General features: G+C 39.2%; 15 protein-coding genes and 1 riboswitch. Of the genes, 11 read left to right on the forward strand and 4 right to left on the reverse strand.

Annotated elements, in window-relative coordinates; all coding sequences use genetic code 11:
- Window positions 1-174 precede the first annotated feature (174 nt).
- Window positions 175-1,719 (forward strand): peptide chain release factor 3, encoded by a 1,545-nt coding sequence (locus tag HMPREF9423_RS03495; RefSeq protein WP_006147949.1) that lies wholly within the window; start codon window positions 175-177, stop codon window positions 1,717-1,719.
- A 275-nt stretch (window positions 1,720-1,994) separates the two neighbouring features.
- Here the strand turns inward: HMPREF9423_RS03495 and HMPREF9423_RS03500 are convergent, their stop codons facing one another.
- The 4 genes from HMPREF9423_RS03500 to trkA form a co-directional block, all read right to left on the reverse strand.
- Window positions 1,995-2,699: a CPBP family intramembrane glutamic endopeptidase gene (locus HMPREF9423_RS03500; RefSeq protein WP_006147950.1), complete on the reverse strand. Its 705-nt coding sequence runs from the start codon at window positions 2,697-2,699 to the stop codon at window positions 1,995-1,997.
- A 59-nt stretch (window positions 2,700-2,758) separates the two neighbouring features.
- Complete coding sequence (locus HMPREF9423_RS11850; RefSeq protein ID WP_006147951.1) at window positions 2,759-3,385, reverse strand: hypothetical protein; 627 nt, start codon at window positions 3,383-3,385, stop codon at window positions 2,759-2,761.
- A gap of 164 nt (window positions 3,386-3,549) precedes the next feature.
- Entirely contained in the window at window positions 3,550-4,989 is a 1,440-nt protein-coding gene (locus tag HMPREF9423_RS03505) for a TrkH family potassium uptake protein (protein ID WP_006147953.1), read from the reverse strand.
- 3 nt (window positions 4,990-4,992) lie between these two features.
- A complete protein-coding gene (trkA, locus tag HMPREF9423_RS03510) occupies window positions 4,993-6,342 on the reverse strand; it encodes a Trk system potassium transporter TrkA (RefSeq protein ID WP_004251938.1) in 1,350 nt (449 codons plus the stop codon).
- Window positions 6,343-6,766: 424 nt separating this feature from the next.
- On the opposite strand from trkA, the gene HMPREF9423_RS03515 reads away from it, so the two are divergent.
- From HMPREF9423_RS03515 to ilvC, 10 genes are all read left to right on the forward strand, one after another.
- Window positions 6,767-7,270, forward strand: a complete 504-nt coding sequence (locus HMPREF9423_RS03515; protein WP_006147955.1) for a tRNA (cytidine(34)-2'-O)-methyltransferase — start codon at window positions 6,767-6,769, stop codon at window positions 7,268-7,270.
- 53 nt (window positions 7,271-7,323) lie between these two features.
- Window positions 7,324-7,542: riboswitch (FMN riboswitch) on the forward strand.
- A 148-nt stretch (window positions 7,543-7,690) separates the two neighbouring features.
- Window positions 7,691-8,254, forward strand: coding sequence for an ECF transporter S component (locus HMPREF9423_RS03520; protein WP_006147956.1), 564 nt, complete (start codon window positions 7,691-7,693; stop codon window positions 8,252-8,254).
- Window positions 8,244-8,894: a phosphatase PAP2 family protein gene (locus tag HMPREF9423_RS03525; protein WP_006147957.1), complete on the forward strand. Its 651-nt coding sequence runs from the start codon at window positions 8,244-8,246 to the stop codon at window positions 8,892-8,894. The genes HMPREF9423_RS03520 and HMPREF9423_RS03525 overlap by 11 nt, the downstream gene beginning before the upstream one ends.
- 26 nt (window positions 8,895-8,920) lie before the next feature.
- Window positions 8,921-9,340: a ParB-like protein gene (locus tag HMPREF9423_RS03530; protein ID WP_006147958.1), complete on the forward strand. Its 420-nt coding sequence runs from the start codon at window positions 8,921-8,923 to the stop codon at window positions 9,338-9,340.
- Window positions 9,315-9,800, forward strand: coding sequence for a GNAT family N-acetyltransferase (locus tag HMPREF9423_RS03535; RefSeq protein ID WP_006155723.1), 486 nt, complete (start codon window positions 9,315-9,317; stop codon window positions 9,798-9,800). The genes HMPREF9423_RS03530 and HMPREF9423_RS03535 overlap by 26 nt, the downstream gene beginning before the upstream one ends.
- A 231-nt stretch (window positions 9,801-10,031) precedes the next feature.
- Entirely contained in the window at window positions 10,032-10,457 is a 426-nt protein-coding gene (rplK, locus tag HMPREF9423_RS03540) for a 50S ribosomal protein L11 (protein WP_001085808.1), read from the forward strand.
- Window positions 10,458-10,553: 96 nt separating this feature from the next.
- Window positions 10,554-11,243 (forward strand): 50S ribosomal protein L1, encoded by a 690-nt coding sequence (gene rplA / locus HMPREF9423_RS03545; RefSeq protein WP_001085672.1) that lies wholly within the window; start codon window positions 10,554-10,556, stop codon window positions 11,241-11,243.
- A 203-nt stretch (window positions 11,244-11,446) separates the two neighbouring features.
- The gene (locus tag HMPREF9423_RS03550; protein ID WP_006147960.1) at window positions 11,447-13,147 is read left to right on the forward strand and encodes an acetolactate synthase large subunit; all 1,701 of its coding nucleotides are present in this window, start codon (window positions 11,447-11,449) and stop codon (window positions 13,145-13,147) included.
- Window positions 13,140-13,616 carry an acetolactate synthase small subunit gene (ilvN, locus tag HMPREF9423_RS03555; RefSeq protein ID WP_004251957.1) on the forward strand — a complete coding sequence of 159 codons (477 nt, stop codon included), beginning with the start codon at window positions 13,140-13,142 and terminating at the stop codon, window positions 13,614-13,616. Before HMPREF9423_RS03550 ends, ilvN begins: the two co-directional genes overlap by 8 nt.
- A 167-nt stretch (window positions 13,617-13,783) precedes the next feature.
- A complete protein-coding gene (gene ilvC, locus HMPREF9423_RS03560; RefSeq protein WP_006147961.1) occupies window positions 13,784-14,806 on the forward strand; it encodes a ketol-acid reductoisomerase in 1,023 nt (340 codons plus the stop codon).
- Window positions 14,807-14,852: the final 46 nt, after the last annotated feature.

A 14,852-nucleotide genomic window follows, 5' to 3' on the forward strand; every position in this document is an offset into this window, starting at 1 on the left:
ATAAAAGAATCTTATGAGCAGGTCTAGTATCTTGACCTGCTTTTTCTTGTGTAAGCAATTGAAAAACTCTCTAAAATCCGATATAATGGAGTGTTGAAAGGAATGTTAGGGTCCGATGTAATAAAGAGTGATTATAAATTGAAATCATTAAAAAAGTAGAAAGAAAGAGAACTTATGAGTATTCAAGAAGAAATTAAGAAACGCCGTACCTTTGCCATCATCTCTCACCCGGACGCGGGGAAAACAACCATTACTGAGCAATTGCTCTATTTTGGGGGAGAGATTCGTGAGGCAGGTACTGTAAAAGGGAAGAAAACAGGAAACTTTGCTAAGTCAGACTGGATGGATATCGAGAAACAACGTGGGATTTCGGTAACCTCATCTGTCATGCAGTTTGACTACGATGGGAAACGGGTAAACATCCTAGACACTCCAGGACACGAGGACTTTTCAGAAGATACCTATCGTACCTTGATGGCGGTGGATGCTGCGGTCATGGTAGTGGACTCTGCCAAGGGTATCGAGGCCCAAACCAAAAAATTATTTGAGGTTGTCAAACACCGCGGGATTCCAGTCTTTACCTTTATGAACAAGCTGGACCGTGACGGTCGTGAACCACTAGATCTCTTGCAAGAATTGGAAGAAGTCTTGGGTATTGCAAGTTATCCAATGAACTGGCCAATCGGGATGGGGAAGGCCTTTGAGGGGCTCTATGATCTCTATAACCAACGTTTGGAACTCTACAAAGGGGATGAACGTTTTGCCAGCCTAGAAGATGGCGATAAACTCTTTGCCAGCAACCCATTCTACGAACAAGTGAAAGAGGATATCGAACTCTTGAATGAAGCAGGAAATGAATTCTCAGAGGAAGCCATTCTTGCAGGTGATTTGACACCAGTCTTCTTTGGCTCGGCCTTGACTAATTTTGGGGTGCAGACCTTCCTTGAAACCTTCCTTAAGTTTGCTCCAGAACCTCATGGACACAAGAAAACAGACGGAGAAATTGTTGATCCTTATGACAAAGACTTCTCAGGATTTGTCTTTAAAATTCAAGCCAACATGGACCCTCGACACCGTGACCGCATCGCATTTGTTCGAATTGTATCGGGTGAATTTGAGCGCGGTATGAGTGTCAATCTCCCTCGTACTGGTAAGGGAGCTAAACTTTCTAATGTCACCCAATTTATGGCGGAAAGTCGTGAAAATGTGACCAATGCCGTAGCAGGAGATATCATCGGAGTTTATGATACAGGGACCTACCAGGTTGGAGATACGCTTACTGTTGGCAAAAACAAGTTTGAGTTTGAACCACTACCAACCTTCACGCCTGAGATTTTCATGAAAGTTTCGCCTAAGAACGTTATGAAACAAAAATCCTTCCACAAGGGAATGGAACAGTTGGTACAAGAAGGAGCCATCCAGCTTTATAAGAATTACCAAACAGGTGAGTATATGCTAGGTGCTGTTGGACAACTCCAGTTCGAAGTCTTTAAACACCGTATGGAAGGCGAGTATAACGCTGAAGTTGTCATGACTCCAATGGGTAAAAAGACAGTTCGTTGGATTAAACCAGAAGATTTAGATGAACGCATGTCTTCAAGTCGAAACATCTTGGCAAAGGACCGCTTTGACCAACCTGTCTTCCTTTTCGAAAATGACTTTGCCCTCCGCTGGTTTGCGGACAAGTATCCAGATGTGGAGTTGGAAGAAAAAATGTAACTCAGTACCAACAATTGGAACTAAAGTTCCTAATTGTTGGACGCTAGTCGCTATTCGGCGAACTAGCTAACTGCCTTACTAACTACGTTTGGCAAATATAATCGATTTGCCAAACTCTGTGTCGTAATCTAATAAACGGTAACAGTTAAAAAGTGGATTAGCTACCTGCCTCATTAACTTAGTTTGGAATCACTCAAAGAATAAACAAAAAGACTAGAAATTAGATATATTTCTAGTCTTTTTATTTTAAATTATATTAGTAGTGGAACTTCTATTTATTGAAAAGCATCTATACCAACAACTTTGATAAGGAATGTAAGGAGGATAAGCAATAGAATGCTGACTCCATTATTCACTAGGTGCAGTAAGATAGACATCTCTAGACGTTTGGTGCGATAAGCAGTCCAAGTTAAGACTGCAGACATCCAGCCATAGATCAAGAAAGAAGGAAGATTATTTGGGATATGGGCTATAGTGAAGAGAAACCAACCTAAAATATATCCAATTTTCTCGTATCCTTCGAAGAGTTTAGTAGGGATGATACCTCGACAGATAACTTCCTCACAAATAGGTGCCACTAGGGCAACCACGAAAATGCTGGAAATTAGAGAGCTTTCTGACATGATGCTATTGATAGCCTCTTGATTCGAAGTAGTTGTTTGCTTCAGAAGTTGTAACCAAATCGCACCAATCAGATTTCCTGTGACAATGGCTACATAACTAAGAGCAATTCGAGGGGCGTCATTAATAGTAAAGAGTTTTGATTTTAGATTTAATAACTTACTTTTGTGAGCACCATATAAAAAGAGTGTAACAACAGCAGTAGAGACAAGTCCCACTATTAGAGATGACCAGATAGATCCAAGTTGCGTTTTTTGAAGTAACATTAAAGTCACGATAGGAACTTGCGATAGGCACATAGCGACAAGAAAGATTCCTAGCCAAATCAATCGTTTACGATAATCTTTTAAAAAATTCATTCATATATCTCCTAAAAATTTATTTCATTATAGCATACTTCTGACAGGAATTCTATTAACTACCAGAACATAAGCGTAGATAAAACAAGTAAGATGTTTCGAATTAAATGACTATAGAAGGATAAATCTTGTCTTAAGGTTTTAGGAAATAAAAAGTTTAGAAAGCTGACTCCCAAAAGGATATAAAAACTGACAGAAAGAATGGTTAAAGGATTGTGCAGAAAAAATAAACTAAGAAAGATAAGGGTTGTTAGCCTGCCTGTCTTTTTATGAGTTGGTAATTTTCTCCATTTGTTTAACGGCAGAAAGGTAGCAATATCAAGTCCGAAAAGGAAAAAGAAAGAGATGAGTAACAAGTCAACGATTTCTTTTTGTAGTAGAGTGTCAGTGCTTATGCTTTCAAACAAAATAAAACATACTCCAGCAAGGTTAATGATAACCATGCTGCTATACAATAAAAAGAAGGATCGACTACGATTGTGTAGCTGACTATTCACATAATCATGTCCTGAAAGATAGTGGATAAATGTACAGATACCTGCTAAAAACAGTAAGAGAAGTAAAAAGTAAAAGCAGGATTGTTTGAGTGTTAAAGCAATACCAGGCCAAACTAAGCAACTACAGCAGCCTAAATATACCAAGGAAATCAATAAAAGAAGTTGGATTGATTTGTTCATTTTTTCCATATAAAACCCCTACGTTTTTTTAAAATTATAACTAAAATGATTCATGAAAAATCATCATTTTCTCAAGTGTTATTTTTTGACTCTCAACTGTCTTTTAAAAATCTTATCAACAGAAAAAAACATCCCTCATTTTTTGAGGGATGTGCTTTTTGATAATAACATTGCTAACGCTTAGACCAGGTTCGCTTCATAAAGAGTAATATGATTGGATAAATTTCAAGACGTCCTGCAATCATTGCAAAGGATAGGAGGAGTTTTGAAAATGGACTAAAAATTGAGAAACTTGCAGTTGTTCCGAGAATTGGGCCGATATTGTTAAAGCAACTAAAAACGGCACTCGTAACAATCATTAAATTGTCAGCATCTAAACTGATAATGAACATTAAGCTGAGTAGAATCATGACGTAAACTACAAAGTACTTGAGAATCTTGTGCTGGGTATCCTTATCAATTACCGTTTGGTTAACATGGAGAGTTAAAACACGGTGAGGGGATATGGTAGACAAAAATTGATTTTTAGCAATTTTAGCTAGAATAACTCCACGCATCACTTTGAGACCACCAGCAGTAGATCCAGCAGAACCACCAATCGCCATCAACATCAGTAGGATATACTGAGAAAACAAAGGCCAATTGGTTATGTTTCCGTAACCGAAACCAGTTGTAGTGATGATATTAGAAACTTGGAAGAAGGCCATCTCAAAACTTTGTGAAACGCCACTATAAAGGTGGAGTGTATTGAGAGTAATTAAGCCGGTAGAAACGACGACAATCAAGAGATAAGCACGAAGCTCCTCATCGAAAAAGAATTCCTTGACTCGACGAAGCATGAGATAGTAGTAGAGGTTGAAGTTGACACCAAACATCAAGACCCCAACACTCGTCAGATAGGTAATGAGAGAACTGTGATAGTGGGCAATTCCATCATTATAAACAGTAAAGCCACCTGTACCAGCAGTACCCATAGCGATGACAAAACTATCGTAGAGTGGCATCCCAGCAAGGTAATAAATAATTACAAAGAGGGCAAACATAGCCAGGTAGAGGATATAAAGAATTTGAGCTGTATTTTTTAGCTTAGATACAACCTTACCAAATACTGGTCCAGGAACCTCTGCCTTCATAACCTCTAAGTGACTGTTTTTTGCATTGTCCATGATAGCTAGGGCAAAAACCAGCACCCCCATCCCTCCGATAAGGTGAGTAAAACTCCTCCAAAATAGAAGGGAACGGCTTAAGACAGAAACATCATTTAAAATGGTTGCTCCCGTTGTTGTGAAGCCAGAACTAATCTCAAAGAAGGCGTCTATCATATTGGGAATTTGTCCTGAAAAGACAAATGGAAGGGCACCAAAGAATGACCAGAGAATCCAACAGAGAGCTACAATTAAGACCCCTTCTTTTGCATAGATTCGCTGTTTTTTAGGCTTACTGATAATTCCCAGAAGACCTAGAACAACAAGGATTCCGATGGTAGAGAAAAGAGCTGTAAAAACTTGACTCGATTCTCGATAATAAAGAGCAATGCTAACTGGAACTAAGAGTAGACCAGCCTCGATCAAGAGTAGCTTTGCAAGAAGAAATCGTACCATACTTCTATTCATAGCTTACCTCTCTAACAGATCATAGATCTTGGTGATATTTGATAATAGTGTGATGACAACTAACTTATCACCGACTTGAAGGCTATCTTCACCTGTGGGGAAGATTGTTTTTCCATTGCGAATAATAGCAGCAATTAAAATATCTTTTTTGAGTTTCAATTGAGACAAAGGTTTACCAGTCATCTTGTTAGCTTCCTTGATAAGGAATTGAAGAGTCTCAACCTGTCCATTTGCTAGGTGGTGCATCGCTTGAAGATCTGAATATTGGGCATTGGCACGACCATGGATAAAGTGCATAATCGTATCAACAGCGATGGTTTTTGGTGTGATGATACTAGAAAACTCAGGCGCATGGATAATCTCTAAGAGACTAGTTCGATTGACCTTAGTGATGTTTTTCTGAACACCCACACTATCCAAGAACATAGATGTAATAATGTTTTCTTCGTCAACTCCAGTAAGGGTTGCGACCGCATCGTAGTGTTGGGCACTTTCTTCTAGGAGAATATCTTTTGCAGTTCCGTCCCCTTGTACAATATAGAGTTTTGGATATTTTTGACTGAAAAAGGCAGCTCTTTCAGGATTGACCTCAATAACCTTGGTATCGATACGACTGTCTTTTAGCATACCTAAGAGATAGTAAGCAATTTTCCCAGCTCCTATGATGAGTAAACTCTTAACAACTCTGGACTTAATATAGTTGTGGAAGAGCATCATATCGACACGATGTCCTGTCACAAAGATACGGTCTTTATCTTCTAAAATCATATCTCCACTAGGAATCATGAGTTTGTGGTCGCGTTCGATAGCACAGACAATAACATTGCCAAACTTTTTACGGAAATCAGCAATAGACATCTGACAAATATTACTGAAATTTCGTACCTTGAATTCCATTAAGCTGACTAATCCACCTGCAAAACGCTCAACAGAAAGAGCATTGGGGAAGTCTATAATATTAGCGATAGCACGAGCTGCTAGGAGTTCAGGGTTTACAATGAGTGAAAATCCAAGAATATTTTTTTCTTTAAAGTAAGGGTTGGAATATTCAGGATTTCGTACACGAACAATGGTTTCCTTTGCTCCCATTTTTTTGGCTAAAACAGCCGAAACCATATTGACTTCGTCGTATTGAGTCATGGCAATGAAAATATCACAATCTTGAACATTGGCTGCTTCTAACATAGCAAAGTCAGCTCCGTTACCTGCGATTCCCATAATATCAAAACGGCTGGTCAAGTATTTTAGAACAGTTTCGTTCTGTTCAATTAAGACAACATCATGGTTGTCAGCAACCAGTGAACGACAGAGGGCAGAACCTACTTTTCCCCCTCCGACAAGAATAATCTTCATAGTTAGTTAACCTACTTTTTCAATATGTCTCTATCATACCTTTTTTTAGAAAAAAATGCACTCAACAACCGACTGTTTCCTTCTTTAATAAAGGGATTAGGGGAATTCGGATAAATATTTTGCTTTAAACATCATATGCTTATGAAAAAACTTGTTCCGAAAATTCTTAATCAATGTAAATTCTATGATATTGCTTGCTGAAAGTTGAAATTTTAACTTTTGTAAATATGCTTGTAAAAAAAATGAAAAAATCAAGTCATTTCTATTGACAATCAGGCTGAAAGTGTTATACTAAAAAAGTAGTTTCGCTGATTTACTTCAAACCTGTTGTGAGGTAAGTTAACGATGCCTTAACCACGCTGTTTGCTGAGCTTGACTCCGGGCAGTGTGGCTATTTTTTTGCACTAGTGAGAGGAAGCAAGGCATGGCCAATCATATTGTATTGTTTGAACCACAAATTCCACAAAATACGGGAAATATTGCACGAACCTGTGCGGCGACGAATGCGCCCCTTCATATTATCAAACCGATGGGCTTTCCGATTGATGATCGTAAAATGAAGCGAGCCGGGCTAGACTATTGGGACAAACTTGAAATCTATTTTTATGATTGTTTAGATGAATTTATGAAAAAAATAGATGGTCAACTCTACTTGATTTCCAAGTTTGCAGAAAAGGTCTATTCAGATGCTGACTTCACGATAGAAGGAAACCATTATTTTCTTTTTGGACGTGAAGATAAAGGTTTGCCTGAGGAATTTATGCGGGAACATCCTGAAAAAGCTCTCAGAATTCCTATGAATGATGAACATGTCCGTAGTCTCAATGTATCCAATACAGTATGTATGATTGTCTATGAGGCCCTTCGTCAACAAAATTTTGCGGGTCTCGAACTGGTTCATACTTACGAAACGGATAAGTTGAAATAAATACTGAGAAGAGATAAAATGCTTGCGCTTGCAAGCTTTTTTTGTTATCATTAGAGGGTCTTCAGGGCAGGGTGTGATTCCCGACCGGCGGTAAATTTGACTAGCTATTTTAGCTTTCTCTTCGTTGTCTTGTCTCGATATACTTTAAGTATTATCTTCGACTGCGACGTCTAGATAAAACTAAAATATCTTAGCCAAATAAGTCCGCGAGCGCAAGCTGATGTGGTGAGATTCCACAACCGACAGTATAGTCTGGATGGGAGAAGACGAAAGGATAGCTTTGTCTATTCGGCTTCATTGTAATAGAAATAAAACCAGTTTCTTTGTAAGCTTAGGTTGTTTTTTGAGACAGTTAAGAGAGTAGATAGAGAGAAACTTTCCAACTTCTTCTGATTTTATAGAAAATTGGAGGAACCTGTTATGACAAACACACGTCGACTTTCGACCATTGCAATTTTATCAGCACTTTCATTTGTGTTGATGTACTTTGACTTTCCGCTTCTACCGGCAGCAGCCTTTTTAAGGATTGAGTTCAGTATCTTACCAGTTCTTGTAGGTTTGGTAGTCTTGGATTTACCAGCTGCTTTAGGAGTACTATTCCTTCGGTCCTTGCTGAAAATCCTTCTGAACAACCAAGGAGTTAGTACCTATATTGGTTTGCCGATGAATATCGTAGCCTTAGGAGTCTTTGTTCTTGCTTTTGGTCTGATTTGGAAAAAAGAGCGTACAACCATGCGTTTTGTCCTAGCTTCATTAGCAGGGACGATTGGTCTTACTTTAGCCATGTTAGTTCTAAACTACGTTTATGCTGTACCTTTGTACGCAAAATTTGCTAACTTCGATATAGAGAACATTCTAGGACTTAGTAATTACTTGTTGGCAATGGTCTTACCATTTAATTTGATTGAAGGAGTCATCTTTGCCATCTCATTCTGGTTATTATTTGTCCTCTTGAAACCAACTTTGAAATACTATGAAAGATAAACAAACATATTTAACAAAGGGCTCTTTTGCCCTTTTACTATTTGTAATTCTGGGTTATGTCGTTAAGTTTTATCCAGAACAATTGATACCATTTGATTCGTCTATCCAGACAGCAATCCGTGGAGATTTACCAGCTATATTGACAACTATCTTTCGAGGGATTACTCGTCTGATTGACTTACCAATCGTTATTTCTTGGGCAATTCTATTGACTGTTATTTTTTATCTGAAAAAGTGGAAGTCAGAAAGCCTTTTAGTAGCTGGCAATCTTAGTTTGGCTGGAATTTTAATTGTGTCCTTAAAATACATCTATCAACGTCCCCGACCTGAAATTTTACACTTGGTCGAAGAAGAGGGCTTTTCTTTCCCTAGTGGTCACTCGCTAGCAGTAACCCTCCTAATCGGTTCTCTAATTATCATTGTGGGACAGAGAGTGAAAGATAGGACTGTAAAGCTCATTCTCCAGATTTTACTGGGAATCTATCTAGTAAGTGTAATCATTTCCAGAGTCTATCTGGGAGTTCATTACCCATCAGATGTTCTTGCCAGTCTCTGTCTGGGTCTTGGAATTCTATTCATTGAATTTCCATTTTATGACAAACTTCGCTTTCAATGGCGCTTTACAGGCAAACAAAAGTAGATATTAACTCTTCTTGAGGAGAAAAAATGGAAGTCAAGATAAAAAATCTTCATCCAACTCAACTATACTTATCAGAAAAGAAGTTGCAAGATATCCAGATGCTTTATCAGTCGGCTGAAATCATCAATATGGATCCAATCAGTGTTCTTGCATTTGGAGATCGCTTGCTGATTACAGATGGGCATCACAGAGCTTACCAAGCTTTGTTAGCAGGTCGGGATACGATTTTTGCTGAGTGGGATAAAGATGGTGGTGATGAACTATATCATCTCTATGCACAAGCTTGTGAGGAAAGAAAGATTTACTCTGTTCTGGATTTAAAAAATCATATCTTAGCCCAAGATGAGTATGAAGCAAAATGGTATAACTGGTGTGATGGTTTTAATCAAGCAGCGGAGCTAGTATTAGGAGTAGAAAATGATGACAAAAATCATTCAGATAGATGATTCCCTACGTCTAGTTCCTTATTTTTTAGCAGATCATCAGGATGCAGCTTTGGCCTGGTATCAAGATGTGGATTTGGTTGAATTTGTAGATGGAGTCAGAAGCCCCTATAATGTAGAAAAATTGAATGCTATGTATTCCTATTTAGAAAAACACGGGGATTTGTTTTGGATTGAGTTTAGAGAAAAGGGAGAGTGGTTTCCAATTGGGGATGTAACCTTATCTCAGGAGAATCTTCCTATTGTGATTGGCAATCCGACTTATCAACATCAAGGAATTGGACGCAAGGTATTGAAGACTTTGATTGATCTAGCTCGGAAAAAGGGTTGGAAACAATTGAAAGTTCAAGAAATCTATGATTTCAATTATGCCTCCAGACGATGTTTTGAGTCCCTTGGATTTGTGGAAAGTGGAAGTACTGAAAAAGGGAAAAGCCTGCTCTTAAAACTGGATTCCTACTAAACTTTATTATTTCTTATAATCGCTCAAAACAGAGCGGTTTTTTGTTTGTAGTTCAGAACTCTTTCACGAAAGAAATAATAGCCAAATTCAGTAATAAAATTTCTCTAAAAATAGAATTTTTCTCTTGCATTTGAGATAGATTAGTGTATAATAGTGGGGTATGTGTAAAACATACTTGTGGGAGGTAAAAATCTCTAAATTACCGCCAAAACCACAAAGGAGGATTTAAAAATGGCTAAAAAAGTCGAAAAACTTGTAAAATTGCAAATCCCTGCTGGTAAAGCTACACCAGCTCCACCGGTTGGACCTGCTCTTGGTCAAGCTGGTATCAACATCATGGGATTCACAAAAGAGTTCAACGCTCGTACAGCTGATCAAGCTGGTATGATCATTCCAGTTGTTATCTCAGTATACGAAGATAAATCATTTACTTTCGTTACTAAAACACCACCAGCTGCTGTTCTTTTGAAAAAAGCTGCAGGTGTTGAAAAAGGATCAGGTACACCTAACAAAACTAAAGTTGCTACAGTTACTCGTGCACAAGTACAAGAAATTGCAGAAACTAAGATGCCAGATTTGAACGCTGCAAACATTGAGTCTGCAATGCGTATGATCGAAGGTACTGCTCGTTCTATGGGATTCACTGTTGTTGACTAATCAATAACTTCCCTATATAACCCGCAAGACTTCATCATTTCGAGAAGTGACGTGGGAGATGAAAATCGATTGAACCACTTACAAGGAGAATAGAAAATGGCTAAAAAAAGCAAACAACTTCGTGCTGCTCTTGAGAAAATCGACAGCACAAAAGCATACAGCGTAGAAGAAGCTGTAGCTCTTGCAAAAGAAACTAACTTTGCAAAATTTGACGCAACTGTAGAAGTTGCATACAACTTGAACATCGACGTGAAAAAAGCTGACCAACAAATCCGTGGAGCAATGGTATTGCCAAACGGTACTGGTAAAACAGCTCGCGTTCTTGTATTTGCACGTGGTGCAAAAGCTGAAGAAGCTAAAGCTGCTGGTGCAGACTTCGTTGGTGAAGACGACCTTGTTGCTAAAATCAACGACGGTTGGTTGGACTTCGACGTAGTTATCGCTACACCTGACATGATGGCTCTTGTTGGACGTCTTGGACGTGTCCTTGGACCACGTAACTTGATGCCAAACCCTAAAACTGGTACTGTAACAATGGATGTTGCTAAAGCAGTTGAAGAGTCTAAAGGTGGTAAAATTACTTACCGTGCTGACCGTGCAGGTATCGTACAAGCTATCATCGGTAAAGTTTCATTTGAAGCTGACAAGTTAGTAGAAAACTTCAAAGCATTCAACGAAACAATCCAAAAAGCTAAACCAGCTACTGCTAAAGGAACTTACGTAACAAGCTTGACAATCACAACTACTCAAGGTGTTGGTATCAAGGTTGACGTTAACTCACTTTAATTAGTAAATAATCAAAAGGTTGGGACAATTTGTCTCAACCTTTTTTCTATTAAAAGGTAAAAATACATATAAACTTTCTAATCTATTTGATAGTGTAAAGTATCTAGATAGAAAATTCAGAAAATTGTTTCTTTTGTCTTGAAAATTTTTGAAAAAATGGTATTATAGAAACAAGTCATTTTAAGAGAAGAGAAAGGGGAACGATGGAGAAACTCATTTTAGACTCACCAAAGTCAGGTTCGGAACTCGTTTTGGAAACGCTCCGTGACCTAGGAATCGATACGATTTTTGGTTATCCAGGCGGGGCTGTATTGCCTTTATATGATGCTATTTATAATTTTAAAGGCATCCGCCATATTCTAGGTCGCCATGAACAGGGATGTCTTCATGAAGCAGAAGGTTATGCTAAGTCAACAGGGAAACTTGGTGTCGCAGTCGTCACAAGTGGACCAGGAGCTACAAATGCCATTACGGGTATTGCAGATGCTATGAGCGACAGCGTTCCTCTTTTGGTTTTTACAGGTCAAGTGGCAAGAGCGGGTATCGGTAAAGATGCTTTCCAGGAAGCAGATATCGTCGGTATTACCATGCCAATTACCAAATACAACTATCAGGTTCGTGAGACAGCAGATATTCCACGTGTGATTACAGAGGCTGTACATATTGCGACTACGGGTCGCCCAGGGCCAGTTGTTATTGACTTGCCAAAAGACGTTTCTGCTCTTGAAACGGATTTTGTCTATTCTTCAGAGATAGATTTACCAAGTTATCAACCAACTTTAGAGCCTAATGAGATGCAAATCAAGAAGATCTTGAAGCAACTCTCTAAAGCTAAGAAGCCAGTTTTGTTAGCTGGTGGTGGAATTAGCTATGCAGAGGCTGCTGCGGAGTTAAATGAATTTGCAGAACGTTACCAAATTCCTGTTGTAACAACACTTTTGGGACAAGGGACTATTGCCACTAGTCACCCGCTTTTCTTAGGTATGGGTGGAATGCATGGTTCATTTGCAGCAAATATAGCTATGACAGAAGCTGATTTTATGATTTCGATTGGGTGTCGCTTTGACGACCGTTTGACTGGTAATCCTAAGACATTTGCGAAGAATGCCAAAGTAGCGCATATTGATATCGATCCAGCAGAGATTGGTAAGATTATCGCTGTTGATATCCCAGTTGTCGGAGATGCTAAAAAGGCCTTACAGCAGTTACTAGCGGAGCCAATCGTTCGTAACAATACTGAAAAATGGATTGAAAAAGTTACCAAAGATAAGAATCGTGTTCGTTCTTATGATAAGAAGGAACGTGTCGTCCAACCACAAGCGGTTATTGAACGTATAGGCGAATTGACTAAGGGTGATGCCATTGTCGTAACTGACGTCGGACAACACCAAATGTGGACAGCTCAATACTATCCATACCAAAACGAGCGTCAACTCGTAACTTCAGGTGGACTAGGAACCATGGGATTTGGAGTTCCTGCAGCCATTGGAGCAAAAATTGCCAATCCAGATAAGGAGGTCGTGCTCTTTGTCGGTGATGGTGGTTTCCAAATGACCAATCAGGAATTGGCAATCTTGAACATCTACAAGATTCCAATCAAGGTCATCATGCTTAATAACCATTCACTTGGGATGGTTCGTCAATGGCAAGAAGCCTTCTACGATGGTCGAACATCAGAGTCAGTCTTTGACAGCCTCCCAGATTTCCAATTGATGGCTCAAGCCTATGGAATTAAGAATTATAAATTTGATAATCCTGAAACCTTAGAAAAGGATTTGGAAGTCATTTTGGAAGATGTACCAATGTTTATCGAGGTAGATATTTCTCGTAAAGAGCATGTTTTACCAATGGTACCAGCTGGTAAGAGTAATCATGAGATGTTGGGGGTGAAGTTTAATGCGTAGAATGTTAACAGCCAAACTTCAAAACCGGTCAGGAGTTCTCAATCGTTTTACCGGTGTCTTGTCTAGACGCCAAGTTAATATTGAGAGTATCTCGGTAGGGGCGACAGAAAATCCTAATGTGTCAAGGATTACCATTATCATTGATGTTGCATCTCACGATGAAGTAGAGCAAATCATCAAACAACTCAACCGTCAGGTCGACGTTATTCGTGTCCGTGATATCACAGATAAACCACACCTCGAGCGTGAAGTGATTCTGATCAAGGTCTCAGCACCAGCTGAGAAGCGAGCAGAAATTTTAGCTATTATCCAGCCTTTCCGTGCAACTGTTGTTGATGTGGCTCCGAGCTCCATTACTGTTCAGATGACTGGGAATGCTGAAAAGAGTGAAGCTTTGATTCGGGTTATTCGACCATACGGTATCAAGAATATCGCTCGTACGGGTGCAACTGGATTTACCCGCGATTAATACTCTTCGAAAATCAAATTCAAATCACGTCAGCTTTGCCTTGCCGTACTCAAGTACAGCCTGCGCCTAGCTTCCTAATTTGCTCTTTGATTTTCATTGAGTAAAAAATAACTTAAGTTTGTTAAACCAGCCTAAATGGCAATAAATATAGAAAAGAGAGAAAAACTATGGCAGTTCAAATGGAATACGAAAAAGATGTAAAAGTAGCAGCACTTGATGGTAAAAAAATCGCTGTTATCGGTTATGGTTCACAAGGTCATGCTCACGCTCAAAACTTGCGTGATTCAGGTCACGATGTGATCATCGGTGTTCGTCCAGGTAAATCTTTTGATAAGGCAAAAGAAGATGGTTTTGATACTTATACAGTAGCAGAAGCAACTAAATTGGCTGATGTCATCATGATTTTGGCACCAGACGAAATCCAACAAGAATTGTACGAAGCAGAAATTGCTCCAAACTTGGAAGCTGGGAATGCAGTTGGATTTGCGCATGGTTTTAACATCCACTTCGAATTCATCAAAGTTCCTGCAGATGTAGATGTCTTCATGTGTGCTCCTAAAGGGCCAGGACACTTGGTACGTCGTACTTACGAAGAAGGATTTGGTGTCCCAGCACTTTACGCTGTGTATCAAGATGCAACAGGAAATGCTAAAAACATCGCCATGGATTGGTGTAAAGGTGTTGGTGCAGCACGCGTTGGTCTTTTGGAAACAACTTACAAAGAAGAAACTGAAGAAGATTTGTTTGGTGAACAAGCAGTTCTTTGTGGTGGTTTGACTGCCCTTATTGAAGCTGGTTTTGAAGTCTTGACCGAAGCTGGATATGCTCCAGAATTGGCTTACTTTGAAGTGCTTCACGAAATGAAACTCATCGTTGACTTGATCTACGAGGGTGGATTCAAGAAAATGCGTCAATCAATTTCTAACACAGCTGAATACGGTGACTACGTTTCAGGTCCACGTGTTATCACTGAACAAGTGAAAGAAAACATGAAAGCAGTTCTTGCTGACATCCAAAACGGTACATTTGCCAACGACTTTGTCAACGACTACAAAGCTGGACGTCCAAAATTGACTGCTTACCGTGAACAAGCAGCTAACCTTGAAATTGAAAAGGTTGGTGCAGAGTTGCGTAAAGCAATGCCATTTGTTGGTAAAAACGACGATGACGCATTCAAAATCTACAACTAATTTTTGAGAATAAAAATAGAAGGCGAGTTGGGGGGTACCTAACCCG

The organism is Streptococcus infantis ATCC 700779 (genome assembly GCF_000187465.1).
Classification (GTDB): Bacteria; Bacillota; Bacilli; order Lactobacillales; family Streptococcaceae; genus Streptococcus; species Streptococcus infantis.

Bases quoted from the DNA above. Each gene is read 5' to 3' on its own strand.
- HMPREF9423_RS03495 (WP_006147949.1), top strand. From the start codon at position 175: ATGAGTATTCAAGAAGAAATTAAGAAACGCCGTACCTTTGCCATCATC.
- HMPREF9423_RS03500 (WP_006147950.1), bottom strand. From the start codon at position 2,699: ATGAATTTTTTAAAAGATTATCGTAAACGATTGATTTGGCTAGGAATC.
- HMPREF9423_RS11850 (WP_006147951.1), bottom strand. From the start codon at position 3,385: ATGGAAAAAATGAACAAATCAATCCAACTTCTTTTATTGATTTCCTTG.
- HMPREF9423_RS03505 (WP_006147953.1), bottom strand. From the start codon at position 4,989: ATGAATAGAAGTATGGTACGATTTCTTCTTGCAAAGCTACTCTTGATC.
- trkA (WP_004251938.1), bottom strand. From the start codon at position 6,342: ATGAAGATTATTCTTGTCGGAGGGGGAAAAGTAGGTTCTGCCCTCTGT.
- HMPREF9423_RS03515 (WP_006147955.1), top strand. From the start codon at position 6,767: ATGGCCAATCATATTGTATTGTTTGAACCACAAATTCCACAAAATACG.
- HMPREF9423_RS03520 (WP_006147956.1), top strand. From the start codon at position 7,691: ATGACAAACACACGTCGACTTTCGACCATTGCAATTTTATCAGCACTT.
- HMPREF9423_RS03525 (WP_006147957.1), top strand. From the start codon at position 8,244: ATGAAAGATAAACAAACATATTTAACAAAGGGCTCTTTTGCCCTTTTA.
- HMPREF9423_RS03530 (WP_006147958.1), top strand. From the start codon at position 8,921: ATGGAAGTCAAGATAAAAAATCTTCATCCAACTCAACTATACTTATCA.
- HMPREF9423_RS03535 (WP_006155723.1), top strand. From the start codon at position 9,315: ATGACAAAAATCATTCAGATAGATGATTCCCTACGTCTAGTTCCTTAT.
- rplK (WP_001085808.1), top strand. From the start codon at position 10,032: ATGGCTAAAAAAGTCGAAAAACTTGTAAAATTGCAAATCCCTGCTGGT.
- rplA (WP_001085672.1), top strand. From the start codon at position 10,554: ATGGCTAAAAAAAGCAAACAACTTCGTGCTGCTCTTGAGAAAATCGAC.
- HMPREF9423_RS03550 (WP_006147960.1), top strand. From the start codon at position 11,447: ATGGAGAAACTCATTTTAGACTCACCAAAGTCAGGTTCGGAACTCGTT.
- ilvN (WP_004251957.1), top strand. From the start codon at position 13,140: ATGCGTAGAATGTTAACAGCCAAACTTCAAAACCGGTCAGGAGTTCTC.
- ilvC (WP_006147961.1), top strand. From the start codon at position 13,784: ATGGCAGTTCAAATGGAATACGAAAAAGATGTAAAAGTAGCAGCACTT.